Source organism: Pseudomonas sp. DE0157 (genome assembly GCF_007678615.1).
Lineage (GTDB): Bacteria > Pseudomonadota > Gammaproteobacteria > Pseudomonadales > Pseudomonadaceae > Aquipseudomonas > Aquipseudomonas parafulva_B.
Window position 1 is genome coordinate 42,295 of the sequence record NZ_VEJN01000007.1, and the last position, 25,238, is coordinate 67,532.

A 25,238-nucleotide genomic window follows, 5' to 3' on the forward strand; every position below is an offset into this window, starting at 1 on the left:
GTGAAGATCAGTCCCGCCTGGCGAGCACTGGCTAAAAGCGGGCTGCATTGCACAGGCTCGAGAGGACGTCCGCAGGCTAAAACGGGACCGTCTCACTCGCCAAACAGGCTGGCTTCGACGTCGAAACCGGCGTCGCGCATCTGGGCAAGCTTATAGCGCAGCGTGCGCGGGCTGATGCCCAGACGCTCGGCCGCTTCCTTGCGCCGGCCCCGCTCGGCCCGCAAGGTGTCGATGATCTGCTGGTACTCGTGACGTCGCTTGTCGTCGCCCTGCTCGACGGACTGTTCACGCTGCCCAGATAATGGCACAGTGCCACCTGACAAGGGAATGGCGCCATCAAGACAAAAATCCGCCGCCTCGATCACGCCGCCTTGCTGCAGAATCAGAGCGCGCTGCAATGCGTTGTCCAGCTCACGTACGTTGCCAGGCCAGGTCCAGGCTTGCAGGCAGGCCTGCGCGTCGGCGGACAGGCGCACCGGCGCATGCTGCATCTTGGCAACGTGACGTGCCAGCAAGCGCTCGGCCAATTGAACGATGTCGCCCGGCCGCTCGCGCAGGGGTCGCCAGGCCAGCGGAAACACGGACAGCCGGTAGAACAGGTCCTCGCGAAAACGACCGGCAGCCACCTCGCCCGCCAAGTCCCGGTTGGTGGTGGCCACCACGCGGATATCCAGCGCGATGGGCTTGCGCCCCCCTACCCGCTCGACCTCACGCTCCTGCAGCACCCGCAGCAACTTGGCCTGCAAGGCCAATGGCATTTCAGAGATCTCGTCCAGCAGCAAGGTGCCACCGTTGGCCTGCTCGAACTTGCCAGGCTGGGCAGCGATCGCCCCGGTGAAGGCCCCCTTCTCGTGGCCGAACAGCGTGGCTTCGAGCATGTTGTCCGGTATGGCGGCACAGTTGATCGCAACGAACGGCTGGCTGGCACGGGGCGACTGCTGGTGGATGTAGCGCGCCAGCACTTCCTTGCCCGTACCCGACTCACCAGAAATCAGCACCGTCGAATTGCTGCGCGCCACGCGTGCGGCCAGCTCCAGCAACTGCCGGCTGGAGGGCTCGCACGCAACCGGGCCCTCCTCGTCCGTCACACGCCCGGCGGCATGCCGCTGCACAAGCTTGAGAAGCGCCTTGGGCTCGAAGGGCTTGACCAGATAATCCACCGCGCCTTGGCGAATGGCCTCCACCGCCCGTTCCACGGCCGCGTGAGCGGTCATCAGCAATACCGGCAAGTGCGGCTGCTGGCGGCGCAACTGGGCCAGCAATTGATGGCCGTCCATGCCAGGCATGTTCACGTCACTGATGACCAGGTTGAAGGGTTCTTCATGCACCACTTTCAAGGCCTGCTCGGCGCTGTCCACCGCCTTGAAAGCGAAACCACCCAGGTCGAGGGTATCGGCCAGCGCCTCGCGCAGCACCCGGTCATCCTCGACCAGCAATACGTTCACACTCATCACCGGCTCTCCGCCAACGACCCGTCGATCAAGGGCAACTCTACTCGTACGCAGGTGCCGCGCCCTACCTTCGAGCGCATCTGCACGCTGCCGTGGTGGGCCTTGACCACCGCCTTGACCACCGCCAGCCCGAGCCCCGTGCCGGTCGACTTGGTCGTCAGGAATGGCTCGCCAATACGGGCGAGCAGATCAGGTGCAATGCCAGTTCCAGCGTCACTGATGCACAGGTGCAAGGTCTGCTGGCGCCGCCATAGGTGCACCTTGAGCCGCGCAGCGCCCTGGCTGGCCTGGGTGGCGTTTTCAATCAGGTTCAGCAGTGCACCCACCAGCGTGTCGCGGTTGCACAGCAGCTCACCCAGGCGACTGTCACACTGCCAGCGCACCGCGTGCCCCTGAACATGCGTCTGCGCGGCCTGCTGCAACGCCTGGAACAAGGCTTTAGGAGAAATCCGGTCCGTGAGGGGCAACTCGCCACGGGCGAACACCAGCATGTCGCGGACCTGTTGTTCCAGCTCGTGCAGTCGCTCCTTGAGGCTGCCAGCGAAGCGCTGCCGGGTCTGGGTGGTCAACGCCTGTTCAGGGTCGGCCAGGTGGCTGGCGTAGAGCATGGCGGCAGAGAGCGGCGTGCGGATCTGATGCGCCAGCGAGGCGACCATGCGCCCGAGTGAGGACAATCGCTCGTGGCGTGCCAGTTGGTCTTGAAGGCGACGGGTTTCCGTCAAGTCGTTGAGCAGCACCAGCTGCCCCGGCTCGGCATCGAGCGAGCGGGTGGCGATGGAGAGGCGACGGCCGTCGCGCAGGGACACTTCATGGCCGTCGTCCAGGCGCGGGGCAAAACTGCGGGCAATGACTTCACGCCACAGTTGCCCGATCAATGGCTCGCCCAGCAGCTCACAGGCGGCTGGGTTGGCTTCGCGAACGCTACCCTGCCCGTCGATGACAATCACCCCGCCGGGCAGCAAATCGAGCAAATGCTGCAAGCGGTTGGCCAGACGCTCTTTCTCGTTCAGCTCCTCGATGCGCTGGGCGCTGACCACCGCCAGCTCACCCTTGAGCTCACTGACCCGGGCTTCGAGCAGGCTGTAGGACTGGCTGAGCTGGCTGGAGACTTGGTCGAACAAAGCGAACGCCTGCTCGACACCCTGGCGGCTTTCCTGCTCGACCAGCGAATGCGCCTGAGGGGAAAGGGCTCGGGATACATGGGCGGCCTGGGGCATCGTGCTCTCTCGCGTGGCTGACCGTCATAAAAACGGTGTGGTGGCCAGTGCGTAGCAATACCCGTGCCGGAGATAAGGGCTTACAACATTTGCCGGAGGCTTCGCACTCCAGCCAGAGAATCTACCGCCTACCGACGACGATCACTCCTCTGCCTGGTCTTCACCACCCTGCCGGCTCATCCCATACTTGCGCATTTTCTCGACCAGCGTGGTGCGGCGAATTCGCAAGCGCTCGGCAGCGCGGGCAACGATGCCGTTGGCGTCGTCCAGGGCTTGCTGGATCAGGCCCTGTTCCAGGCTGCCCAGGTAATCCTTCAGGTCCAGGCCTTCAGGCGGCAACATGGCTGGGTTGCTGAAGTTGGGCGCGTGCCCGTTGATGGCGATGCGCTCTTCCAGGTCGTTGCGCAGGGTATCGACCATCTGCTCGTCTTCGTCATCGATGTAGCGGAATTTCTTCGGCAGCTCCGATACACCGATCACGCCGTAGGGGTGCATGATGGCCATGCGCTCGACCAGGTTGGCCAGCTCGCGCACATTGCCCGGCCAGCCATGGCGGCACAGGGACATGATCGACGCCGAGTTGAAGCGAATGGAGCCGCGCTTTTCGTGCTCCATGCGCGAGATCAGCTCGTTCATCAGCAGCGGGATGTCTTCGACGCGCTCGCGCAGTGGCGCCATCTCGATGGGGAAGACGTTAAGCCGGTAATACAGGTCTTCGCGGAAAGTGCCGGCCTCGATCATGTGCTCGAGGTTCTTGTGGGTCGCGGCAATGATGCGCACATCGATGCTCTGGGTCTTGTTGCTGCCCACGCGCTCGAACGTACGCTCTTGCAGCACGCGCAACAATTTGACCTGCATGGGCAGCGGCATGTCGCCGATTTCATCGAGGAACAGCGTGCCGCCATTGGCCAGCTCGAAGCGGCCAGCGCGGCTGGTGATGGCGCCGGTGAACGCGCCTTTTTCATGGCCAAACAGTTCGCTTTCCAGCAACTCGGCCGGGATCGCGCCACAGTTGACCGGCACGAACGGGGCTTCGCGGCGCTTGGAGTGGTAGTGCAGGTTGCGCGCCACCACCTCCTTGCCCGTGCCCGACTCACCCAGGATCAACACACTGGCATCGGTGTCGGCTACCTGCTGCATCATCTGGCGTACGTGCTGAATAGCGCGACTGGTGCCCACCAGGCTGCGGAACAGGTTCGGCTCGCGCTGACGACCGCGCTCACGCGCCTGGTCGTACATCTCGCGGTAAACCTGTGCGCGGTGCAGCGAATCGAGCAGTTGGCTGTAGCTGGGCGGCATTTCCAGGTTCGACAGCACGCGGCGGCGCAGCTCTTCAGGCAGCTCGCTTGAAGAAATATCACCTAAAAACAGAACAGGAAGGAACTCATCCCATGAAAGCACTGTCTTAAGGAGCCCGAGCAGTGTGCCGGGCGTGTTGACAGCGCCCACGAGCACGCACAGCACCTCGCGACTTGAAGACAGGGGCTCGACCACCTGCTGCCACTCATGGCTGGCGCAGGACAGGTTTTCTTCGCCCAGGAAGTTGAGCACCACCGCCAGATCGCGGCGGCGGGTGCTGTCGTCATCGATCAGGAGAATCTTGGTTTCACGCCACATGCAATAGCAACTTCCCTAGTCATATCGGCGCCCGAGGGCGTGCTCGACATCATTCCGACTGAATGGTCAGTGTTTCGACGTCTGGAATACGAGAACAGGCACTAGTAAAGTCAAAAACTTCCGAGCAGTCAAATATATGGCGCCGAAGAACTGCGGGCTGCATACGGCCTCATGCAATCTCAGCTGAACAGATGGTATACCTTTGTCGCCTGTTTGGCTTGGTTGATATTCGACATTTCCGCGACCAGAGATTGACGCTCATCACTTGCAACGTCGATTAGCTGACGATAAACGGCCATGAGGGCCTCTAGATTGGCCTTGAGCGCGGTCGCATCTTCCTGATCGGCTACCAGCGCCTCGTCGACGAGCGCCCGGCAACCCAAGTCCAATTGACCGATGGTTACCCAGTCGCGAGCTTCCAGCGCTTCGTTCAAGGCTTGGCAGGTATTGGCAATCTGATGCAATGCGCTCATAGGGGACTCCTTGCAGAGAGGTTGTTACTCGGCAGTCGCGATAGCATCCCAGCCGCTCTTGACGGTGATCATGAGTCGTGCAACTTCATCGATCACCTCGGGATCACTGTGTATGTTGGCCTGGGTCAGCCGACGTGCCATGTACTCATACAAACTGTCCAGGCGATCAAGTTCATCCGGGTCGACGGCTTTGTCTTTGTCCAGCCCTTCGCGCAGGCCGCCGATGATGTCGACAGCCTTGCCCAACATGACACCTTTTTGTGCCACGTCACCGCGAGAGATGGCACCCTTGGCTTGAGCCATGCGATCCAGCGCGCCCTCCATGAGCAACTGCACCAGGCGATGGGGCGTGGCTTCGGAGATCTGGGCGTGGGAATTGACCTTCTGGTATTGGCGAAGGGCTCTCATCGGGTGCATGGTGGATCCTCAGTGAACAAGGCTGGACGGGGGCCGTATAACCTGTTTATCGGCGCCCCGCGGGGTTTCTTTAGCGCTGTCAGCTGTCGCTCTTGGCTTTATTCAACGCGTTGAGCGTGGTCATGACGCTGTCGCTGGTCGCCTTGAGCTGCGCAACCATGGTGTCCATCGCGTTGTACTTCTTGGTCAAGGTGTCGGTGAGTGACTCGATGCGCCGATCCAACGCCTGCTGCGATTCCTCGAGCTCCTTGAGCTGATTGGTAAGGCTGGTCTGGCGCGAGGCGAGGATGCCACCGGCCTTGGTGTACTCCTCGGTGACGTTGGTCATGCGCGTCAACAGCCCATCCTTGCCGGTGAACAGGTTGTTGATGTCGGCACCATAGGTTTTGACCGCCGCGTCCCACTTGGTGTCGTTGAACTCCAGCAGGCCGGTTTTCTGCACCGTGTTGATGCCGAGCTGCGACAACGTTCGCAGGCCCGTTGCACCCACGCTGTGGCTGATTTCATTGCGCACGGAATTGACCAGCGAGCGCATGGTGGCATCGCCGGTCAATGCGGCCGAACCTGTAGCGGCGCCATCGGCCCCGGTGGTGACCTTGGTTTGGGTATTGATGGTGGTCATTAGCGCGTTGTACGCCGTGACGAAAGACTTGACCGACGTCTTGAGCGTGTCGCTGTTGCTGGTGACTGCCAGGTTGGACTTGCCTTCCTTGACCAGGGTGATATCCACACCACTGATCGCGCCGGTCACGGTGTTGGACGCAGACTCCAGCGCCAGCCCATCGAGGGTGTACTTGGCGTTCTGCGGCTTGGCAATGGTAGACACACCCTGCGCCATGCTGGCGTCGCCCCCCAGCGTCAACTCGGTGCCCTCGCCCATCTTGGTCGACGAGAAGATGAGCCGCGACCCACTGGCATCGGTGACGATGTTGGCCGTGATGCCCTTGGACTGCAGCTGGTCATTGATCGTGTCACGTGCCTGCTGGAGTGTGGCGCCCGCGGCAATGTTCACGCTGTGGGTCGCACTGCCCTGGTTGATGGTCAGGGTCTGGGATTCACCCGAGTCGTTGACGATCGTCGAGGTCTTTTCATAAATCTGGGTGGAAATTTTCGACGCGGTCGCCAGCTGGGTGACTTCGAGCGCATAGTTGCCCGAGGAAGCGCCGTCGCCCAGCTTGATCTTGGCGATGGCCTCGTCCGAGGACGAAGAAGCCAGGCCAGAGAAACTCGAAGCGGTGTTGAGCTTGGCGACTGCGGCACGGAACGTCTCGAGCGCGCTCTTGACGGAGCCGATGGCCGAAAGCGAGGTGGTGGCGGTGGTGGTCTGGTTGTTGATCTGGGTCTGCTTGGGCGCCTTCTCGGCACTCGCCAGGGCCTTCACAATGCCGCTGATGTCCAGGCCAGAGCCAAGCCCATTGATGGTCGAGCTTGCCATATCACATCTCCTTTATCGTAACCGCCGGTATTCCGACGAAAAAGCATCCGTGCGCTGGTAAACAAATGCCGTGCCAACTCAAACCTGGGTGCTGAACAACAGGCTGTTGGCATCTTTTAGGTTTTCCGCAAGCTTTAGCGCAGCTTCAGAAGGCAGCTGGCGGATGACTTCACCGCTTTGGCGGGCGATGACCTTGACCACCACCTGGCCGGTGGAGTCGTCGATCGAAAAATCCAGTTGTCGCTCCGAAGCCTTGACGAAATCCTGGATGGCACTGACGGCGCTTTCCAGGTCAGGCCGGGCTACGGGCTTGGAAACCTTGTCGGCGGGCTCGGCCTTGACCGGCTCGCTGGTTGGCCGCGCGCTGGGTGGCGCGTCCGGCGTGATGGCGGCGGGATGGGACAGGCCCAGCTTCATGCTTATATCCACGACTTACACCCTCAAGTGACGAAAAGACGAAAGGGTACGCGAACGTACCCTTCGTCAAACTTAGCCTGCTTTGGCGATTAGCCCAGCAGTTTCAGTACCGAGGACGGCAGCTGGTTGGCCTGGGACAGGATCGCGGTGGATGCCTGCTGCAAGGTCTGCTGCTTGGTCAGTTCGGCGGTTTCCGAAGCGAAGTCGGCGTCCTGTACACGGCTGCGGGCAGCGGTGGAGTTTTCCGAGATGCTGTTCAGGTTGGCAACGGTGCTGTCGAAGCGGTTTTGCACGGCACCGAGCTGAGCGCGCTGGCTGTCGATCTGGGCAATGGCAGCGTCCAGGGCCTGGATCGACTTTTGCGAATCGGCAGCAGTGGTGATGCTCAGGCTCGAAACGGTCGCTTCCTGGGTGATGGCAGTGGTGCTACCTGCGGTCAGGCCCAGCGCGGCCAGGCCGGTGCCTTGGCTGCCGTCGGCGATGGTGATGTTCTTGGCCGAGAACAGGTTCAGGGTGTTGTCAGCGTTTTTGCTGGCAGTCACGCCGGTGCTGGCGGTGTTGATGGACGTGATGATCGAGTCCAGGGTGTCGCCTTTCTTGAACTTGACTTCGGTGCCATTCAGCGAGATCGAGGTGTCAGCGACCAGTTTGGCTTCGGTAGTGCCTGCCGACAGACCAATCTTGGCCAGAGCACCTTGACCGGCAGCGCCTGTACCGTTGGTGAGGTTGATGGCTTTGCCGTCGGTGGAGGTCAGGGTCAGACGGCCGTCCTTGAGGGTGGCTGCAACACCGGTGTTGGCAGTTTCGGCGTTGATGGCGGTGAGCACATCATCCATGTCCTGGCCAGCGGTAGCGCCGATGGTGGTACCGTTGATGTTGAAGGAGATGTCGCTGGTGAAGCCAGTGGTTGGCGTCACGGTTGCAGTAGCTGCGAAGCCAGACAGGTTTGCAGGGGTGGTAGCGTTCGATGCAGTGGCGGTGAAGGTTGCCGAGGACGACATTACGATGTCGCCGCTGGCATCTTTCGTAGCGCTAACACCAGTAGCATTCGCGCCGCTGTTGGCTGCGTTGATTTTGGCAATTACCGAATCGGTGTCATCGGTCTCGGTAATCGAGATCGGCGTAGCCGCGCCATTAATAGTGAGCTCAACAGTCTCACCGGTAGCTGGCGGAGTGAAGGTAACAGCCGCTGCGGAATAAGTAGTTGCACCTGCTGGCGCTACCGCACCGGTAACGACGGCCGACAAATCGGTAGCCGCGCCATCGGTCTTGGCTTCGCTGAACGAGCCTTTCAGGCCAGTTGCGCTGATATCGGTCATGCCGAACGAAATGGTTTCGTTGGCGCTGGAGCCGATCTGGAAGCCGACGTTCTGGAACGAGCCGTCCAGGATGTTACGACCACCGAAGGTGGTAGTGTTGGCGATACGGGTCAGTTCGCCGGTCAGTGCGGTGAATTCCTGCTGCAGGGAAGTACGGTCGTCATCGCTGTTCGAGCCGTTGGCAGACTGCAGGGACAGTTCGCGCATACGCTGCAGAATGCTGGTCGATTCCTGCATGGCGCCTTCAGCGGTCTGGGCGATCGAAATACCGTCGTTGGCGTTCTTCATTGCCACGCTCAGACCTTTGATCTGGCTGGTCAGACGGTTGGCGATCTGCAGGCCAGCGGCGTCGTCTTTGGCGCTGTTGATTTTCAGGCCAGAGGACAGGCGGGACATCGAAGTACCCAGCGCTTCGGAAGCGCGGTTCAGGTTCTTCTGAACGCCCAAGGAGGTGATGTTGGTGTTGACGGTCAAAGCCATGACGAATTCCTCGTGGTATGGATACTGCGGCTTCCGGCCCTGGCGACAGCCGGGTATGGCCTAGAGAACCTTCGTAATGGTTATCGTCGGATGGCCCGGTTGCTTGAGGGGTTTTTGCAAAAAAAAATGCTGGCATGCGGCCAGCCCTGGAAAATCAAGGGGTTAAGCGCGGAATTTTGGCGTCAAAAAGCACATCAGGTGGGTGATGGGGGGATGGGGCTGTCTTGGAGGGCGTTGATGAATGACGTGGCGAACGAGAGGCCGAACGGGAATGGGGCGGAGGTTTCAGGCGTGCAGCTTCGCGTCAGGAATTGTTGGGGCCGCTGCGCGGCCCATCGCGGCGCAAGGCCGCTCCCACCAGGCTCTGATAGCCTCAACTCAGGCGTCACACAAGTCGTGTGGGAGCGGCCTTGCGCCGCGATGGGCTGCGCAGCAGCCCCAAAGATTCCAGCTTCGCCGCTTATGTTGGCACCGGCCGCGTTGGTCCGCAGGGCGATCCTGGAATTTGGTCTAAATCCATCAATCCCGATAAAGAATCGCCGAAGCCCAGGACAACCCCACCCCGAACCCGCTCACAGCCACCCGCTTCCAGCTACCGTCGAGCATGTGCTTTTGCAGCAGCAACGGCACGCTGGACGACACGGTATTGCCCGTCTCGAGCATGTCTTTCACGAATTTCTCCGGATGATGCTCCTCGAACCGCCGAGCCACCGCATCGACGATCGCCGCACTGCCCTGGTGGATGCAGAACGCATCGATGTCCGAAGACTGCAGGCCGCTGGCATCAAGCAGCTCGTGCAAATGCGCCGGCACCTTGACCAGAGCAAAATTGAACACCTGCCGGCCATTCATGAAGAACGTACCATCGGACACCTTCAGGTGCTCGGCACCCGAACCGTCAGTGCCAAAGCGTGCTTCGCCCAGCTTCCAGACCGCGCCATCGGCCATCCAGGTGGCCGTGGCCGCGTCGCCGAACAGCATGGTGGTATTGCGGTCTTCCGGGTCGACGATCTTCGAATACGGGTCGGCGGTGATCAGCAGCCCGTTCTTCAGGCCCGCCGCCTCCATGAAGCCCTTGATCGCATACAGCCCATACACATACCCCGAGCAGCCCAGGGAAATATCGAACGCTGCCACACGGGTGGACAATCCAAGCTTGCTCTGGACGATGGCGGCCGTGTGCGGCAGGCCTTCTTCATCGCCATTCTGGGTCACCACGATCAACGCGTCGATCGACTGCGGATCGAGGTCGGGGTTGTTGGCGAACAGTGCCCGGGCGGCCTCCACGCACAGGTCGGAGGTTTCCTGCTCCGGGGCCTTGCGTGGCAGGAAGGACGCACCGATCTTGCCGAACATGAACTCTTCGTCCTTGCCGAACTTCGCACCCTGGACGTAGTTGTCCAGGCCAGCGGTGGGCACGTAACTCGCGATACTTTTGATGCCAATCATTCTGGCTTCCCAATGAAAACAGCCAAAGACCACCACTCGATCGATTGAGGGCGCCAAAAACCGGAGCGTCACCGCCTGGGGAGGGGATAAAGCAGAGCCTGCCTGCGCACCGGTAACAAAATGCTGCAACAGCTGCTGCATAGAATACAGGGAAGATGACCGTTTTGACTCATTGGTCACATTGAAATGCAACGAAAGGCAGGTATTGGGGGCGTGGCACGTTGAATTCATCACGCGCCGTGCATGGGGATGTCCCGTCATTGAGGGACACGGCCGCAGGTTTCAAACAAGCTCGCTTTTGAGGCGCCCGTCGCTGCCAGCGCCATCATTTGAGCGCGCCAACCCAGCATGGCCACTCAATCACAGCCATGGTCGGTTGCAACGAAGCAGAGCGCGAAGCCTGGCTCCGCGCCCGCTGATTCACTTAGAGCTTATCGAACAAGCTCAACTGCGATATTCGCGCAAATGCCAGCTGAGAGGCTTCGAGCATCGCCTGTTGCAGGGTCAGTTGGATCGTGGCGGTCGCCATGTCGGTGTCGCCAATTGCGCTTTGCGTGCTCTTGTTGGCAAGACCTAGGCTTTCGTTTTCCTGAGCCTGTATCTCAAGCGAATTGGCCCGGGCACCGATCGAGCCTCGGGTAATGTCGATGCGATCACGCGCACTGGCCAGGTTGGAAATCGCCGAGTCCGTTGCGGCCTTCAAAGCAGCCTGCGCTTCAGGCGTATCAAGGGGTTTCTCCAACACGCTTCGCAATTGCCCCAGGGTGTCCAGCGGGTTCTGCGTGCGGTGGGTGTTGGCATTGATGGAGAACTGATCGCCCTGGGCCGGCGCCCCGTCGAACTGATAGGTCACACCCGCTACCGTCACGGCATTACCCGCCCCCACGGTGCCCGAGGCAATCGGTTTGCTCTGGGCATCGTACGGCTGCGCAAAGAGCTGATAATCGGTGTCGCTGGTGAACCTGAGCACTGCGCCGTTGCTGGGGAAGGTACTGCGATAGGCATCGGGGTCGGTAACGCTTGAGCCCACGACCTGAGAGGTCGAGGGGTTACCTGCACTGCGAGTAGCGGTCAGGGTGTCTGGCTTGGCTTCGAGGGTGAAGACATGCCCTGCCACCACGGCATCAGGATCGTCACCCTCTGCAAGGTTCAGGTTGACCTCGAAATCCACACCCCGCAGCGAGATCATCTTTCCGCCTTCGGTATTGACATCGAACTTGCCCTTGCCGGCAGTTTCGTTGGTGATGTCGTTACCGGCGGCGTCCTTGATGCTGTATTCAGTGGCGCTGGTGAAGGTAACCGTATAAGGCTGGCCCGCAGCGAACTTGTCGCTGTAGGTATTGGCCGATGTCAGCAACCCACCCGAAAGCAGCACCTTGCCATCGTTGGGCGTCGGCGCCTGCAAGGTCGACTGCGTGCGGCTGTTGTTGGTGGCCTGGTCGAAAACGCTGAAGCCACTGTCGTTGATGGCCAAATGCAAGGTATCGGATACCTGCAGGCTCATCTGGGTCTGATCGCCCTGATAGCTGTAGGAGCCGTCGGCATTGCGAACATAGGGCGGGGTCGAATTCTTGGACCCTCCAAACATGTAGTCCCCGTTGGCGTCACGGGAATTGAGCAGGCCGAACACGTTGGCCTCGATTTCCTTGATTTCGCTGGCGATGGAGGTGCGGTCAGCGTCGCTCAGACCACCGTTACCCGCCTGAATCGACAGCTCGCTTGCTCGCTGCAGCGCATCGTTGATGGTAGACAGCACGCTCTCTTGCTGCAGCAGGGTGTTCTTGACGGTGGTCATGTTGCCGCTGTACTGATCGAGCAACGCGCTTTGCTGTTGCAACAACAGCAAGCGCGCAGCGCCCACCGGGTCGTCGCCTGCGGTCTGAATGCGCGACTTGGAGGTCACCTGGGCCGTGATCTTGGCCAAATCCGAATAATTCTTGGAGTAGGTGTTGGAGCTGGTTTCGTAAAACTGGGCGGTTGAAATTCGCACGATCAGCCTCCTTATAGCGCGTTGATCAAGGTCGAGAACGCTTCTTGCGCCGCCTTGATGATCTGGGACGACGCGGTGTAGTAATGCTGAAACTTGACCAGGTTGGCGGCTTCGTCGTCCAGGTTCACCCCAGAGACGGCGCTGCGGCTTTCACTTGCCGACTTGAGCACCGCGGCCGTTGCAGTGGTATCGATAGACGCTTGACTGGCCTTGGCGCCCACCCGCTCTACCAAGGCGGCATAGGCGGAAGTGAAACTGGTGCCGCCACCGGAATTGGTCCCCACGGTCGATTTGGTCTGCAGGCTCAACAGGGCATTGGCATTGCGGTTATCCGCCTTGCCATCGACATTGAACGACAAGGTAAAGCTGTCATTGGTTGCCGGGCTACCACCAATGGTGGTTTCCAGCGCAAAGGTGCGCGGATTGCCGCTGGGGTCGAGAATCGGGTTGCCCGATGCATCACGCATCGGTATCGACAGCGAGAGCTTATTGTCCTGGCCTGGCACCACGGTCCCGGTGCCGATCTGCGCGCCCTTGGCATCGAACAGCTTGTAGCCCTGGGACCCACCGCTGGCTGCGTCGAACACCACGCGCACCGGCATGGCGTCCTTGATCGCCTGCTGCGTCAGGGCCGTGTCGGCACCGCCATAGATATCCAGCGCTTGTCCGAGGTTGGGTTGTGTGATGGTGCCGGTGCCGCTGTTGCCGCTGCCAACGGTAGCGCTCACAGGGCCGGCGAACGCCAGCTTGTTGGCATCGGTGAGCACTGTGGTAATACCGGTGGCGGCCGAGCGGGTAGGAATCACCTTGAAGCTGTCGCCAGCGGCCAGCGCACCACCCTTGAGGGACAGGCTGAAGCCATCGATGACCGGCGCAGGGTCGGCGTTGAGGTCGAACGAGCCCATGTCGGTGCCGTCGGAGCGGCGCACACTGTACTGATTGCCGCTGGTGAACTTCACTTCGTAGTCGTAGGTGCTCAGGGCGCCGCTGTTGGCAATGGTGACATCGAGGTTGCCCGAGCCTGCGCTGTTGTTCGACGAGGCCAGGCTGCGTTGGGCAATGGCACTGGCGCTGTTGATGCTGGAGAACAGCGAGCTGCCGAACTGCCCGTTGGCGTCCAGGCCCTGGCCCAGCTGGCTGTTGATGCTGTCGGCGACGACCAGCGCCACGCGGCCCAACTCGTTCATCGAAGGCGTCAGCACATCCTGGCGGTAGCGCAACAGGCCACCGATGGTGCCGCCGGTGGCCACCGAGGTCACGTCCGAGCTGAACGACTCGTAGTTGATGCGCAAGGTCGCCTGGCTTTTGTCGGCCACCCCCGGCTGAACCGACAACAGGTTGGCCCTGTTGCCGGTCACCAGCGACTGGCCGCTGCCCAGGATCACGTCGTAGTTGCCTTCACGCTCCTGAACGGTCACGCCCACCAGTTCGTTCAACTGGCGCACGGCTTCGCTGCGGGCATCGAGCAGGTTGTTGGGCGTGCTGCCGGTGCCGCTGGCGGCCACGATCTGCTTGTTGTACTCGGCGATGCTGGTGGTGAGCTTGTTGACCTGCCCCGCCAAGGTATCGAGCTGGGAGTTGATCACATCGTTCTGCTGGGTCAGTTGAGTGCTGACGGCGTTGAAACGGTTGCTCAAGGTCTGCGCCTGGGTCAGCAGCAATTGCCGCGAAGCCACATCGCCCGGTTTGGCTGCCGCCGTCTGCAGGGCCGAAAAGAAGGCCGTGAGCACCGAGCTGATGCCGGTGTCCCGGTCAGCGAGCAACTTGTCGATGCCAGTGATCTGGTCCTGGAATGCCGTGGAATCGGCTTGCAGGGACGTCGCCGTCTGCAACTGATTGTCGAGGTAGGCACTGTAGATACGGCGCACGTCTGCCAGCGTGGTCCCACTGCCCAGAAAGCCTGCGCCCATGTACTGCGAGGCACCGGCCACTTGCATGGCCTGCTGGCGCGAATAGCCGCTGGTGGCGGCGTTGGCGATGTTGTTACTGGTGACCGACAGGTGCGCCTGGCTGGCACTCAAGCCACTCAGGCCGATCGAAATCAGGCTCGACATGATTTAGTCCTTTCAAAGGTTCGTGGTGCTGCCAGCCATGGCGTATTGCGGTGTCTTCTGCATTTGCTGGGCGATGCTGATGATTTTCTTCGCATAGCCCGGGTCGGTCGCGTAACCGGCCTTTTGCAACTCGCGTGCAAACTGCTCCGGGTTATCGGCCGACTTGACCGCTTCTTGATAGCGCGAATTGTTCTGCAGCAGGCTCACCAGGTCGTGGAAGCTGTCCTGGTAGGAGTCGTAGCTGCGGAACTGGGCGGTTTCCTTGACGAACTGGCCGTCGCGAAATTCGCTGGTGATGGCCCTGGCCTGCTCGCCCTGCCAGTTGCCGGTGGCCTTGATACCGAACAGGTTGTGGCTGCTGCTGCCGTCGCTGTTGCGCATGACCGACTTGCCCCAACCGGTTTCCAGCGCAGCCTGGGCGACCAGGTAGCGCGGGTCGATACCGATGCGCTTGGCGGCCTGCTCGGCCATTGGCAGCATGGTGGCGATGAACGAATCGCTGTCGGTGAAGGCCTTTTTCGGTGCCAGCGGCGGCTGGGCAATGGCACGGCCGATAATGCGCAGCCCGTTCTCGGGCACGGCAAAGGCCTTGGCCGGCTGCTGGCCGTCGCGCACGGGGGCTGCGGGGGCTGCGCCGACAGGCGCCGTGGCCGCAGTAGGCACGATGCCGGCCAGCAGGCGGTCGGTAAGGCGGCTGGGCAACGCCAGGCGCCGCGCATTGAGCGCGGCGACGTCGTTGCGGGTGCTGGCCGCTTGGGTGGCGTGGACCGGGTCTGCGACCTTGCTACCCCACAACACCGGGCCTGCCTGGCCACGCGGGAACGGGCTGGTATTGGCGGCGGCGCTGCGGCTTTTGGTCAGCTGGCGTACCAGCACATCCTGCAGGCCGATACCGCCACCCTCGCGGGACATGCTCACCGACAACTGCTGGTCGTACATGTCCCGGTACTGCTTGACCGTCTCGGTGTTCATCGGGTTGTCGTCGGCCAGGACATCGCTGGCCTTGCGCGAAGCCTTGAGCATCTCGCTGATGAACATCGACTCGAACTCCTGGGCCACCTTGCGCACGTTGGCTTCGCTGTCGCGATCACCGTGCTTGAGGGCATTGAGGCGGTTGAGGTCGGTGAAGGCACCGCTGTCGACACTGCCGGAAACCAGGCTCTTGCTGTTCATCGACGCCGTCCTCAGATCACGATCAGGTCGGCCTGCAAGGCGCCGGCCTGTTTCAGGGCTTCGAGAATGGCCATCAGGTCACCGGGCGCGGCGCCCACCTGGTTCACCGCCCGGACGATTTCATCCAGCGTGGTACCCGGGCCGAACTTGAACATCGGCTTGGCTTCCTGCTCGGCGCTGACCCGCGAGCGCGGGACCACGGCGGTCTGGCCATTGGAGAGCGGACCCGGCTGGCTGACGATGGGGTCTTCGGTGATGGTCACCGTTAGGCTGCCGTGGGTTACCGCCGCCGGCGATACCTTGACGTTCTGGCCGATGACGATAGTGCCGGTACGCGAGTTGATGATCACCTTGGCCACTGCCTGGCCCGGATCGATTTCCAGGTTTTCCAGGATCGACAGGTAGTCCACTCGCTGGCTGGGGTCCATCGGCGCGCTCACGCGCACCGAACCGCCATCCACGGCCTGGGCCACGCCAGGGCCGAGCAGGTCGTTGACCTTGTCGACGATGTGCTTGGCGGTGGTGAAGTCGGGGCGGTTGAGGTTCAGGGTCAGGGTGTTGCCCTGGTTGAAACCGCTTGGCACTGCCCGCTCGACGCTGGCGCCGCCCGGGATACGGCCGGCAGACGGCACGTTGACGGTGATCCGCGAGCCGTCGCGCCCTTCGGCATCGAAGCCGCCCACCACCAGGTTGCCCTGGGCGATGGCGTAGACGTTGCCGTCGATCCCCTTGAGCGGGGTCATCAACAAGCTGCCCCCACGCAGGCTCTTGGAGTTACCGATCGACGACACGGTGATGTCCACCACCTGCCCTGGCTTGGCGAAGGCCGGCAAGTCGGCATGCACCGATACTGCGGCAACGTTCTTCAACTGCACGTTGCCCGATCCAGGCGGCACCTTGATGCCGAACTGCGACAGCATGTTGTTGAACGTCTGCAGGGTGAAAGGCGTTTGCGTGGTCTGGTCGCCGGTACCGTTCAGGCCGACCACCAGGCCGTAGCCGATCAACTGGTTGGAACGTACGCCCGAGATGCTGGCGATGTCCTTCAGTCGCTCGGCTTGCGCGGCGCAGGCGCAGGTCAGCAGCAAGGTGGCGGTGAGCAGTTGCCTCAGATTGAGCATGGTCAGGGTACTCAGAAGGGCCAAAGCGGGCTCATGAAGAAGCGGTCCAGCCACCCGGGCTGGCTGGCATCGGCAAACGAGCCGGTGCCGGAATAGGTGATGCGCGCATCGGCCACCCGCGTGGACGGCACGGTGTTGTCGGTGGCGATGTCGTCGGCGCGGATGAGCCCGGCGATGCGCACCAGCTCTTCACCGGTGTTCAGGGTCAGCCACTTCTCGCCGCGCACGGCGATGATGCCATTGGGCAGCACTTCGGCCACGGTGACGGTCACCGAGCCGGTCAAGGTGTTGCCCTGGGTGGCCTTGCTGTCGCCCTTGGTGGTGCGATCACCGCTGTAGCCGGCATCGAGCGACAGGTCGCCGCCGCCGAACGGGTTGTTGGTGTTCGGCCTGGCCCCGAACAGCGACGACAGACCAAGGCTGGCCTTGCTGTTCTTCTGGATCTGGGAACCTGCGTTCTTGCTGGCCGAGGTGCGCTCGTTCAGGGTGATGGTGATGATGTCACCCACGCGGAATGCCTTGCGGTCGCTATACAGGTTCTGCTCGAAACCGGCCTGGTAGATCGAACCGTTGTTGGCCGCTGCCGGCAAAGGGGTGCGCGGGAGCACCGGCGCATAGTACGGGTCGTTGGGCTTGGCCGCGGGGGCGACGCAGCCTGCAAGCAACACCGCACCGCCCAGGGCGAAAACGGACAACAGACGATTCATGATGCATACCTCACGGGTGCTACGGAAGTTGCTGGGATCACAGCTGCTGGGTAACGGTCTGCAGCATCGAGTTGGCGGCAGAAATGACCTTGGAGTTCATCTCGTAGGCGCGCTGGGTGGTGATCATGTTCACCAGCTCTTCCACGGTGCTGACGTTGGAGTTCTCCAGGGTTTGCTGCAAGGTGGTACCGAAGCCGTTCAGGCCTGGGGTGCCGACCTGGGGGGCGCCGCTGGCGGCCGTTTCCAGGAACAGGTTGCCACCAATGGCCTGCAGGCCCGCCGGGTTGATGAAGTCGGCGGTCTGGATGTTGCCGATCACCTGGGCGGCCGGGTTGCCGGCGGTGGTGATCGATACGGTACCGTCCTGGCCGACGGTGAAGGTCTGCGCGTCGTTGGGCACGACGATGGCAGGCTCCAGGGCATAGCCGTTGGCGGTGACGATCTGGCCATCGGAATTGAGGTGGAAGGTGCCGTCACGGGTGTACGAGACCGTGCCATCTGGCTGCAGGATCTGGAAGAAACCACGACCATTGACCGCCATGTCCAGCGGGTTCTCGGTGGTCTGCAGGCTGCCAGCCACGAAGCTTTTCTGGGTGCCGACAATGCGCACGCCAGTACCTACCTGCAAGCCGGAGGGCAGCTGGCTGTCCTGGGTGGACTGGGCACCTGGCTGGCGACGGATCTGGTACAGCAGGTCCTGGAACTCGGCGCGATCACGTTTGAAGCCGGTGGTCGACACGTTGGCCAAGTTGTTGGAAATCACCGTCAGGTTGGTGTCCTGGGCGGACAGGCCGGTTTTGGCGACCCATAGAGCTGGAAGCATGTAAGTTCTCCTCGCGCGCCTGTTTTACGGCACCCGTTCAAATGTCATTAGCCGATTTGCAAAACCCGCGCCATGGCTTCATCGCCTTCCTTGGCCGCGCTCATCATTTTCACGTGCAGCTCGAACTGGCGGGACAACGCCAGCACCGAGGTCATCTCTTCCACCGCGTTGACGTTGCTGCCTTCAAGAAAGCCCGAGACCACGCGAACATTGACGTCGGCATCGGCCGGCTGGCCGCTGGCGGTGTGAATCAGGCCGTCTGCGCCCTTGTTCAGGCCCTTGGTGTCCGGGTTGACCAGCTTGATGCGGTCGACTTCGGCCATCACCCGCGGGTCTTCGCCCATGGAGCGGATGCTGATGGTGCCGTCGGCACCCACTTCCACCTTCTGCTCAGGCGGGATGGCAATCGGGCCGCCGTTGCCGATCACCGGCATGCCGTTGCCAGCGCGCAACACGCCAAGGGCGTCGATGTTCAGGCTGCCGGTGCGCACATAGGCTTCGCTGCCGTCGGGGGCCTGCACGGCGATAAAGCCATGGCCGCTCACCGCCACGTCCAGGTCGCGACCGGTTTCGATCATCGGCCCTTCGCTGAAGTCGGTGGCCGGGCGCTCGGTCAGGGCAAAGGCCCGCGCCGGGAAGCTGTCGCCAAAGACCGGCATTGAGCGGGCCTGCTCCAGGTCGCGCTGGAAGCCGTTGGTGGAAACGTTCGCCAGATTGTTGGCGTGGGCCTTCTGGGCCAGCGCGTTCTGGCTGGCGCCGGTCATGGCCACGTAAAGCAATTTGTCCACAGCATCTCCTCCGCGCGCCAGTACCGCGCTGTCATCAGGCAGGGTTAAGCAATAATCGAACCAGTTTTGCACCCTGGAGAATCGGGCACTTCAGCGCGACGGCTTTACCGTCGGTGTCAGTTTGTTGGCATCGGGTCAGGGCGCCTGAATCAGTGATCGCGGCAGGCGCCGTTTTTGTAGGGACCGGCAAACCGGGTCCAGCCTGAACCCGGGTTGCCCTGGACGCAGATGTATCGCCCGGTGACCAGGCTTTGCCAAAGGAAGAAAGGCCTTGGGGCGGCCTCTGCCCATTTGGCACTGCCGCCCCCTATCACCAGCAGGAAGGACAACAACCAGGCATGCTTCATCGACACTGCTCGTAAACCCTGAGTGTCACGCCTCGGCACGCCATCAGCTCATCTGGATGATGGTTTGCATGATGGTGCTTTCGGTGGAAATCGTCTTGGCGTTGGCCTGGTAGTTGCTCTGCGCCTTGATCAGGTTCACCAGCTCGCCGGTCAGGTCGACGTTGGAATCTTCCAGCGAGGAACCTGCAATCTGGCCCAGGGTGCCGGTGTCTGGCGCGCCGATCACCGGGACACCCGACGAAAAGGACTCCTGCCAGTTGGTGCCGCCGATCGGCGTCAGGCCCTGCATGTTGGCGAAGCTGGCGATGGCGACCTGGCCGATGACTTTGTTCTTGCCATTGGTGAAGTTGGCGAAAAGGAAGCCGCCCTTGTCTACCGACAGGCTAGACAGCTCACCCGTAGCGAACCCGTCCTGATCCTTGGCGGTCACGGCCGAGGCGGCGTTGTACTGGGTCATGCCCAGCATGTCGAGGCTGACGCCGCCGGGGTTGGCATTGGCGCCGTTGGCTGACCACTGGCCGGCAGCGTTCTTCTGCGCGGGGATCCAGTTGTCCAGGTTGAAAGTCTTGTTCGCATTGATCGACAGGCCACCGGTCACCGGCCCAGGCGTGAGGGCATCGGCGTTGAGCGTGCCGTCGGACTTGAATGGCAGGTCATTGATCAGCGGCTGCGTGGAGGTCGGGTCCTGTGGGTTGCGACCGTCGATGGTGCTGTACATCTTCCAGGAATTGGACGTGTCATCCTTGATGAAGTACTGGTTCAACTGGTGCGCATTGCCCTGGCTATCGTACACGTCGCTTGAGAACGTGAAGTTGTAGCTCTTGACGTCGGCTGGGTCGAACGGGGTGACCGTAGGCGCGCCATCGCTGGACTTGAGGTTGACCGTCTGCTCGATCTTGGACGTGGCCTTGGGGGTGAGGTTGGCCGTGTCGATCTGAAGGTTGGTCAATACGCCCTGCACCACCTGGCCATTTTCGTCGACGCCATAACCTTGCAGGTTGGCGCCGCCGGCGTTGACGACGAAGCCCTGCTTGTCACTGTAGAACGCCCCGGCCCGGGTATAGATCTTCGAGCCGTTGTCGTTGAGCGCGAAGAAGCCGTTGCCGTCAATGGCCATGTCCAGCGCCTGGCCGGTGCCGTTGATGTTGCCCGAGCTGAACTGCTGGGAAATGGCGGCGGTTCTTACGCCGGTACCAATGGAGGTACGGCCGGCGCTGGTGCCGCGAATGGAGCTTGAGTACTGGTCGGCGAACTCGGCGCGCGAGGACTTGAAGCCAGTGGTGGCGACGTTGGCAATGTTGTTGCCGGTCACGTTCAGGGCCTTGTTGGCTGCATTGAGGCCGCTTAAGCCAATGTTGTAAGACATACGCTAACTCCTGAAAATGTGCGCTAGGCCCTAGATGCCGATGCTTTGAATGGTGGAAAGTGGAACGCTGCCCAGCCCTGCCAGGTTCAGCGACATTTCGCCGCCGTTGGTGCCCATGGTCACGCTGGTGACGGTGGCCGGCAGGTTGGTGGTCATGGCCGTGGCCGTGCCATTGATCGAGGCGGTGGCCTTGAAGCTGTAGGTGCCGGCCGGCAGGGTCTCACCGGCGTCATCCTTGCCATCCCAGGTGAAGTCCACCTTGCCGCCAGCCTGGCTGCCCAGGTCGAGGGTGCGCACCAGCTTGCCGTCCTTGTCGTACACGCCCACCGAGGTGGCGGTGCTCGAGCCGGTGAGGTTCACCGAGCCCTTCATGTCCTTGCTGGTGTCGACCACGGCCTTGTCGGTCTGCACGATCACGTTGCGTCCGACCAGCGACGACGCCTGCAAGGCCTGGGACGACTGGAACGCACTGGCGATGTAGCCGACCGAGCTGTTCAGGGTCTGGATACCTTCCAAGCTGCTGAACTGGGCCAACTGCGCCACGAACTCGCCGTTCTGCTGCGGGTCCAGGGGGTTCTGGTTCTTCATCTGGGTGACCAGCAGCTGCAGGAAGGCATCTTTGCCCAGGGCACTGCCGGCGGCGCCGGTCTTTTCGTCGTTCTTGCTTTCTTTTCGCTGCAGCGAGTTCAGGTAGCTACTGCCGACTTCGCCTGTGGCATTGGTGGTGGTCATGTCGGCGTCCTATCACTGACCCAGGGTCAGCACCTTCTGCATCATGCTCTTGGCCGTGTTCATCAACTCGGCATTGGTCTGGAACGCGCGGCTGGCCGAGATCATGTCAGCCATCTCCTCGACCACGTTAACGTTGGGGTAATACACGTAGCCGTCCTTGTTCGCCGCCGGGTGGCTAGGCTCGTAGCGGGCCTCGAGGTTGCTCTGGTCCTCGACGATGCCGGTTACTTGCACGCCCTGCCCTGCCTCGCCCTGGTCCTCGAACAGCGACTGGCTGGTGCCGGCCTGGGTGTTCTGGAACGTGGTGGCGAACACGGGATGGCGAGCGCGGTAGGTCTGGTCGATGCTCGACGAGACCGTCTCGGCGTTGGCAATGTTGGAGGCGACGGTGTTCAGGCGCGTGTTCTGCGCGCTCATGCCGGAACCGGCAATGTTGAAGACGCTGGAAAGGGACATGGTCATTCTCCCCGCAGGGCTGATACCAGCCCTTTGAATTTACTGTTGAGCAACGTGAAGCTGGCCTGGAAGCCAATCGCGTTTTCGGTGTAATTCGACTGCTCGATTTGCGCGTCCACGGTGTTCTGGTCGATCGAAGGCTGCATCGGCGTGCGGTACTTGAGGGCTTCGTCGCTCAGCGCCACGCCGTCGGCCTCGATGTGCCGGCTGTTGGTGCGCTCCAGGCCGAAGCGGCCGCCGTTGTGCTGCTTGTCGCTTTCAGCGGCCAGCACCGAGGCGAAGTCCAGGTCACGGGCCTTGTAGTTGGGGGTGTCGGCATTGGCAATGTTGTTGGCCAGCACTTCGGCGCGTTGCGCACGAAAGCCCAGGGCCTTTTCATGGATACCAAGCGCCTTGTCGAAGCTGATGCTCATGTCGGGGAAACCTTCAGCGGTTGACCAGAATGTCGTTGCCGAAGGTTTTAGCAAGGCTTGTGCCAACATCGGCAAAGCCCGTATTCAAGGCCTTGCAGCCCTGTTCAAAGGGGCGCTATGCCAGAAAAGCGGCAAACCGCACGCGGCCCAATGGCCACAAGCGGCAAAAACAAGAGCACATGAGCGGCAAAACAAAAAATTGACGTCAGCGACAGGGCCGACTCATTGAAAGCCGCTGACAAGGCATCGCCCGGTCAGCGGCACATACGGCATGGGCCTATTTGGCCTGATAGATGATGCCCGGGCTGCACTGCACCATCTGGTAATGGTCCGGCAGGCCGTTGAGGGCTTCGGATGCGCCCAGGAACAGGTACCCGCCTGGCTTGAGGGTGCTGTGAATGCGCAGCAGGATGTCTTTCTTCACCTGGGCCGAGAAGTAGATCAACACGTTGCGGCAGAACACGATGTCGAACTTGCCCAGGCTTGCATAGCTGTCGAGCAAGTTGAACGAGCGAAACTCCACCCGGTTGCGAATCGCCGGCTTGATCGCCCAGCGCCCCGGCCCCTTGGGGTCGAAGTAGCGCTGCAGGCGCTCGGCCGACAAGCCGCGGGCAATCGCCAGGCTGTCGTACTCGCCAGTCTTGCAGTTGTTGAGCATGGTGCCCGACAGGTCGGTCGCGACGATCTGCGCGCCCATTTTCAGCTGGCCAAGGTTGCTGCGTTCGAACTCGTCGATGGCCATGGAGATGGAGTACGGCTCCTGGCCCGAAGAGCACGCCGCCGACCACATGCGCAGGCGCTGGCCGGGGTTGTTGCGGATAAACTCGGGGATGACCTTGTTCTTGAGCACCTCGAACGGGTAGGTATCGCGAAACCACAGGGTTTCGTTGGTGGTCATGGCATCGACCACCTGCTCGCGCAGGCCGCCCCGCGGCTGGGCCTGGATGCGTTGCACCAGCTCGCCCAGGCTCTTGATGCCCTGCTGCTCCATCAATTTGTTGAGGCGGCTGGACACCAGATACTGCTTATTTTCGCCCAGCAAGATGCCACAGGCTTTTTCCAGAAAGACCCGGAACTGTTCGAAATCCAAATTACCCGTAGACACTGCTGCCGCCTCTTTTCAATCACTGTGGCCGGGGCGAACCCCGGCGCCTTTCAATGTGCTGCCTTGATTCGGTCAACCACGCGCTGGGCCAGATCATCCGGCCGGAACTTGGCCAGGAAATCATCGGCGCCCACTTTCTTGACCATCGCCTGGTTGAACACCCCGGACAGTGAAGTATGCAGGCAGATGTGCAGCTTTTGCATGCGCGGGTCGCTGCGAATTTCCGCCGTCAGGGTATAGCCATCCATTTCCGGCATTTCAATGTCGGAAATCATCATCAGAAACTCTTCTTCAGGCTTCTTGCCTTCGTCCACCAATTGGCGCAGGTAGTTCAAGGCCTGGCGGCCGTCATTGAGGGCCACCACCTCGACCCCAACCGTCTGCAGGCAACGGCTGACCTGCTTGCGTGCCACCGACGAATCGTCGACGGTCAACACCCGCAGCATCACGGCCTTGTCCTGCACCTCGGCGTCCACCACCCCCGCCGACACCGCCTCCGAAGACGGCGCGACCTCGGCCAGCACCTTCTCCACGTCGATGATCTCGACCATACGGTTGTCCACCCGCGTGACTGCCGTCAGGTAATGATCGCGGCCGGTCCCCTTGGGTGGCGGGTGGATTTCCTCCCAGTTCATGTTGACGATGCGCTCGACCGAGTGCACCAGAAAGCCCTGGGTCTTGGTGTTGTACTCGGTAATGATCACGAAACTGCTGCGCGTGTCTTCCTGCAACGGGCGCAGGCCGGTGGCCATCGACAGGTCAAGGATCGGAATCGTCGCCCCGCGGATGTTGGCGACGCCGCGCACCACCGGATGCGCCTTGGGCAGTATGGTCAGCGCAGGGCATTGCAGCACTTCCCTGACCTTGAAAACGTTGATGCCATAAAGCTGTTCGCCGTTGAGGCGGAACAGCAGCAGTTCCAGGCGATTCTGCCCTACCAGCTGTGTGCGCTGGTTGACCGAATCCATAACCCCCGCCATGCCGAACTCCTTACCTGTCAGCCATTCGTTGCCACTTACTCAAGAAGTCGGCACGGGCTTTGCTTTTTTGAGCGCCATGTACATGAAAACGACAGTTTCCCGACGATTGACGCGCCTGCTGGCTGGCTTGCTGGCCGCATTGTGCCTGCTGGTACCGGTTCGCACCTGGGCGGACGCGTTCACCATGCCTGAACAGCTTATCGGTGTCACCCAAGGGTTTCTTGAGTTCACCGTCGAAGATTATCTCGCCACGACCCAAACGGCTGGCCGCTACGAGATCCAGGTGAACCCGTTGGACCCAAGGTTGCGCATGCCCTTGTGCAGCCAGGCGCTCGACGCTTCGCTGGAAAGCCCGAGCGTGCCGCTGGGGCGGGTGACGGTGCGTGTACGTTGCGACGGCGCGGCGCCCTGGACCGTGTTCGTGCCCGCCACCGTTCGCTTGTTCCGCGAGGTGGTCGTGGTCACCCGCCCGCTGCGACGGGACAACGTGGTGAGCGAAGGCGATGTGGCCCTGCGCGAACGGGACGTCGGCACGCTGGGCCAAGGGTTTCTGACCGATGTGGGCCAGGCGGTCGGGATGAAGATGCTGCGCCCGACGGTGATGGATCAGGTGCTGACGCCTCAACACCTGGAGCAGGCGGAGGTGGTGCGCAAGGGCGATCATGTGGTGATCGTTGCCCGCAGTGGCACGTTGAGCGTGCGCATGCCTGGCGAGGCGCTGAGCAAAGGCGGCATCAGCGAGCAGATTCGGGTGCGCAATCTCAATTCCAAACGCGTGGTCAAGGCCATGGTGACGGGCCCGGGCCAGGTCGAGGTGAGCATGTAGGCCAGCGGGCGGAAGCCGCTGGCGCCGGGGAACCGCTTTTTTTAGACTGTGTCAGAAAACGGGTAACAGGCTGTCGCTCAAG

At 61.7% G+C, this 25,238-nt stretch carries 25 protein-coding genes; 2 read left to right on the forward strand and 23 right to left on the reverse strand.

Annotated elements, in window-relative coordinates; translation table 11 throughout:
* Nucleotides 1-92: 92 nt before the first annotated feature.
* The 21 genes from FS777_RS10915 to flgB all read right to left on the reverse strand — a co-directional run bounded on the left by FS777_RS10915 (nucleotide 93) and on the right by flgB (nucleotide 22,245).
* Entirely contained in the window at nucleotides 93-1,451 is a 1,359-nt protein-coding gene (locus tag FS777_RS10915; protein WP_058639130.1) for a sigma-54 dependent transcriptional regulator, read from the reverse strand.
* Nucleotides 1,451-2,668 (reverse strand): PAS domain-containing sensor histidine kinase, encoded by a 1,218-nt coding sequence (locus tag FS777_RS10920; RefSeq protein WP_145255425.1) that lies wholly within the window; start codon nucleotides 2,666-2,668, stop codon nucleotides 1,451-1,453. Before FS777_RS10920 ends, FS777_RS10915 begins: the two co-directional genes overlap by 1 nt.
* A gap of 141 nt (nucleotides 2,669-2,809) precedes the next feature.
* Nucleotides 2,810-4,285 (reverse strand): transcriptional regulator FleQ, encoded by a 1,476-nt coding sequence (gene fleQ / locus FS777_RS10925; protein WP_100851999.1) that lies wholly within the window; start codon nucleotides 4,283-4,285, stop codon nucleotides 2,810-2,812.
* A gap of 179 nt (nucleotides 4,286-4,464) precedes the next feature.
* On the reverse strand, nucleotides 4,465-4,758 hold the full coding sequence (locus tag FS777_RS10930; RefSeq protein ID WP_145255428.1) for a flagellar protein FliT: 294 nt from the start codon (nucleotides 4,756-4,758) through the stop codon (nucleotides 4,465-4,467).
* Between the two features lie 24 nt (nucleotides 4,759-4,782).
* Entirely contained in the window at nucleotides 4,783-5,175 is a 393-nt protein-coding gene (gene fliS / locus FS777_RS10935; protein WP_144964635.1) for a flagellar export chaperone FliS, read from the reverse strand.
* Between the two features lie 79 nt (nucleotides 5,176-5,254).
* Nucleotides 5,255-6,610: a flagellar filament capping protein FliD gene (fliD, locus tag FS777_RS10940; protein ID WP_145255431.1), complete on the reverse strand. Its 1,356-nt coding sequence runs from the start codon at nucleotides 6,608-6,610 to the stop codon at nucleotides 5,255-5,257.
* Nucleotides 6,611-6,688: 78 nt separating this feature from the next.
* Nucleotides 6,689-7,039 carry a flagellar protein FlaG gene (locus FS777_RS10945; RefSeq protein ID WP_058606127.1) on the reverse strand — a complete coding sequence of 117 codons (351 nt, stop codon included), beginning with the start codon at nucleotides 7,037-7,039 and terminating at the stop codon, nucleotides 6,689-6,691.
* Nucleotides 7,040-7,116: 77 nt separating this feature from the next.
* Complete coding sequence (locus FS777_RS10950) at nucleotides 7,117-8,826, reverse strand: flagellin (RefSeq protein ID WP_145255435.1); 1,710 nt, start codon at nucleotides 8,824-8,826, stop codon at nucleotides 7,117-7,119.
* 519 nt (nucleotides 8,827-9,345) lie between these two features.
* Entirely contained in the window at nucleotides 9,346-10,275 is a 930-nt protein-coding gene (locus FS777_RS10955; protein WP_058606129.1) for a ketoacyl-ACP synthase III, read from the reverse strand.
* A gap of 424 nt (nucleotides 10,276-10,699) precedes the next feature.
* Nucleotides 10,700-12,265, reverse strand: coding sequence for a flagellar hook-associated protein 3 (locus tag FS777_RS10960; RefSeq protein WP_145255438.1), 1,566 nt, complete (start codon nucleotides 12,263-12,265; stop codon nucleotides 10,700-10,702).
* An 11-nt stretch (nucleotides 12,266-12,276) separates the two neighbouring features.
* A complete protein-coding gene (gene flgK / locus FS777_RS10965; protein ID WP_145255441.1) occupies nucleotides 12,277-14,319 on the reverse strand; it encodes a flagellar hook-associated protein FlgK in 2,043 nt (680 codons plus the stop codon).
* 12 nt (nucleotides 14,320-14,331) lie between these two features.
* Complete coding sequence (gene flgJ / locus FS777_RS10970; protein WP_058639140.1) at nucleotides 14,332-15,492, reverse strand: flagellar assembly peptidoglycan hydrolase FlgJ; 1,161 nt, start codon at nucleotides 15,490-15,492, stop codon at nucleotides 14,332-14,334.
* An 11-nt stretch (nucleotides 15,493-15,503) separates the two neighbouring features.
* The gene (locus FS777_RS10975) at nucleotides 15,504-16,613 is read right to left on the reverse strand and encodes a flagellar basal body P-ring protein FlgI (RefSeq protein ID WP_058639150.1); all 1,110 of its coding nucleotides are present in this window, start codon (nucleotides 16,611-16,613) and stop codon (nucleotides 15,504-15,506) included.
* Nucleotides 16,614-16,624: 11 nt separating this feature from the next.
* Complete coding sequence (gene flgH, locus FS777_RS10980; RefSeq protein WP_058639141.1) at nucleotides 16,625-17,320, reverse strand: flagellar basal body L-ring protein FlgH; 696 nt, start codon at nucleotides 17,318-17,320, stop codon at nucleotides 16,625-16,627.
* A gap of 37 nt (nucleotides 17,321-17,357) precedes the next feature.
* Nucleotides 17,358-18,143 carry a flagellar basal-body rod protein FlgG gene (flgG, locus tag FS777_RS10985; protein WP_023533986.1) on the reverse strand — a complete coding sequence of 262 codons (786 nt, stop codon included), beginning with the start codon at nucleotides 18,141-18,143 and terminating at the stop codon, nucleotides 17,358-17,360.
* A gap of 47 nt (nucleotides 18,144-18,190) precedes the next feature.
* Nucleotides 18,191-18,931, reverse strand: a complete 741-nt coding sequence (locus FS777_RS10990; RefSeq protein ID WP_023533964.1) for a flagellar basal body rod protein FlgF — start codon at nucleotides 18,929-18,931, stop codon at nucleotides 18,191-18,193.
* Between the two features lie 149 nt (nucleotides 18,932-19,080).
* A complete protein-coding gene (locus FS777_RS10995) occupies nucleotides 19,081-19,278 on the reverse strand; it encodes a hypothetical protein (protein ID WP_145255444.1) in 198 nt (65 codons plus the stop codon).
* A gap of 43 nt (nucleotides 19,279-19,321) precedes the next feature.
* Nucleotides 19,322-20,644: a flagellar hook protein FlgE gene (flgE, locus tag FS777_RS11000; RefSeq protein WP_058639143.1), complete on the reverse strand. Its 1,323-nt coding sequence runs from the start codon at nucleotides 20,642-20,644 to the stop codon at nucleotides 19,322-19,324.
* Between the two features lie 30 nt (nucleotides 20,645-20,674).
* The gene (gene flgD / locus FS777_RS11005; protein WP_058639144.1) at nucleotides 20,675-21,376 is read right to left on the reverse strand and encodes a flagellar hook assembly protein FlgD; all 702 of its coding nucleotides are present in this window, start codon (nucleotides 21,374-21,376) and stop codon (nucleotides 20,675-20,677) included.
* 12 nt (nucleotides 21,377-21,388) lie between these two features.
* The gene (flgC, locus tag FS777_RS11010) at nucleotides 21,389-21,832 is read right to left on the reverse strand and encodes a flagellar basal body rod protein FlgC (RefSeq protein WP_023533977.1); all 444 of its coding nucleotides are present in this window, start codon (nucleotides 21,830-21,832) and stop codon (nucleotides 21,389-21,391) included.
* Nucleotides 21,833-21,834: 2 nt separating this feature from the next.
* On the reverse strand, nucleotides 21,835-22,245 hold the full coding sequence (gene flgB, locus FS777_RS11015; protein WP_058606138.1) for a flagellar basal body rod protein FlgB: 411 nt from the start codon (nucleotides 22,243-22,245) through the stop codon (nucleotides 21,835-21,837).
* Here flgB and FS777_RS11020 point away from each other — a divergent pair.
* Nucleotides 22,226-22,474, forward strand: a complete 249-nt coding sequence (locus tag FS777_RS11020) for a hypothetical protein (protein WP_145255447.1) — start codon at nucleotides 22,226-22,228, stop codon at nucleotides 22,472-22,474. The genes flgB and FS777_RS11020 overlap by 20 nt on opposite strands.
* 48 nt (nucleotides 22,475-22,522) lie before the next feature.
* Here the strand turns inward: FS777_RS11020 and cheR are convergent, their stop codons facing one another.
* Together cheR and FS777_RS11030 are read right to left on the reverse strand one after the other, a co-directional pair.
* The gene (gene cheR / locus FS777_RS11025) at nucleotides 22,523-23,350 is read right to left on the reverse strand and encodes a protein-glutamate O-methyltransferase CheR (RefSeq protein WP_023533991.1); all 828 of its coding nucleotides are present in this window, start codon (nucleotides 23,348-23,350) and stop codon (nucleotides 22,523-22,525) included.
* Nucleotides 23,351-23,400: 50 nt separating this feature from the next.
* The gene (locus FS777_RS11030) at nucleotides 23,401-24,330 is read right to left on the reverse strand and encodes a chemotaxis protein CheV (RefSeq protein WP_058606139.1); all 930 of its coding nucleotides are present in this window, start codon (nucleotides 24,328-24,330) and stop codon (nucleotides 23,401-23,403) included.
* Nucleotides 24,331-24,406: 76 nt separating this feature from the next.
* Here FS777_RS11030 and flgA point away from each other — a divergent pair, with 76 nt between their 5' ends.
* Entirely contained in the window at nucleotides 24,407-25,156 is a 750-nt protein-coding gene (flgA, locus tag FS777_RS11035; protein ID WP_078478895.1) for a flagellar basal body P-ring formation chaperone FlgA, read from the forward strand.
* Nucleotides 25,157-25,238: the final 82 nt, after the last annotated feature.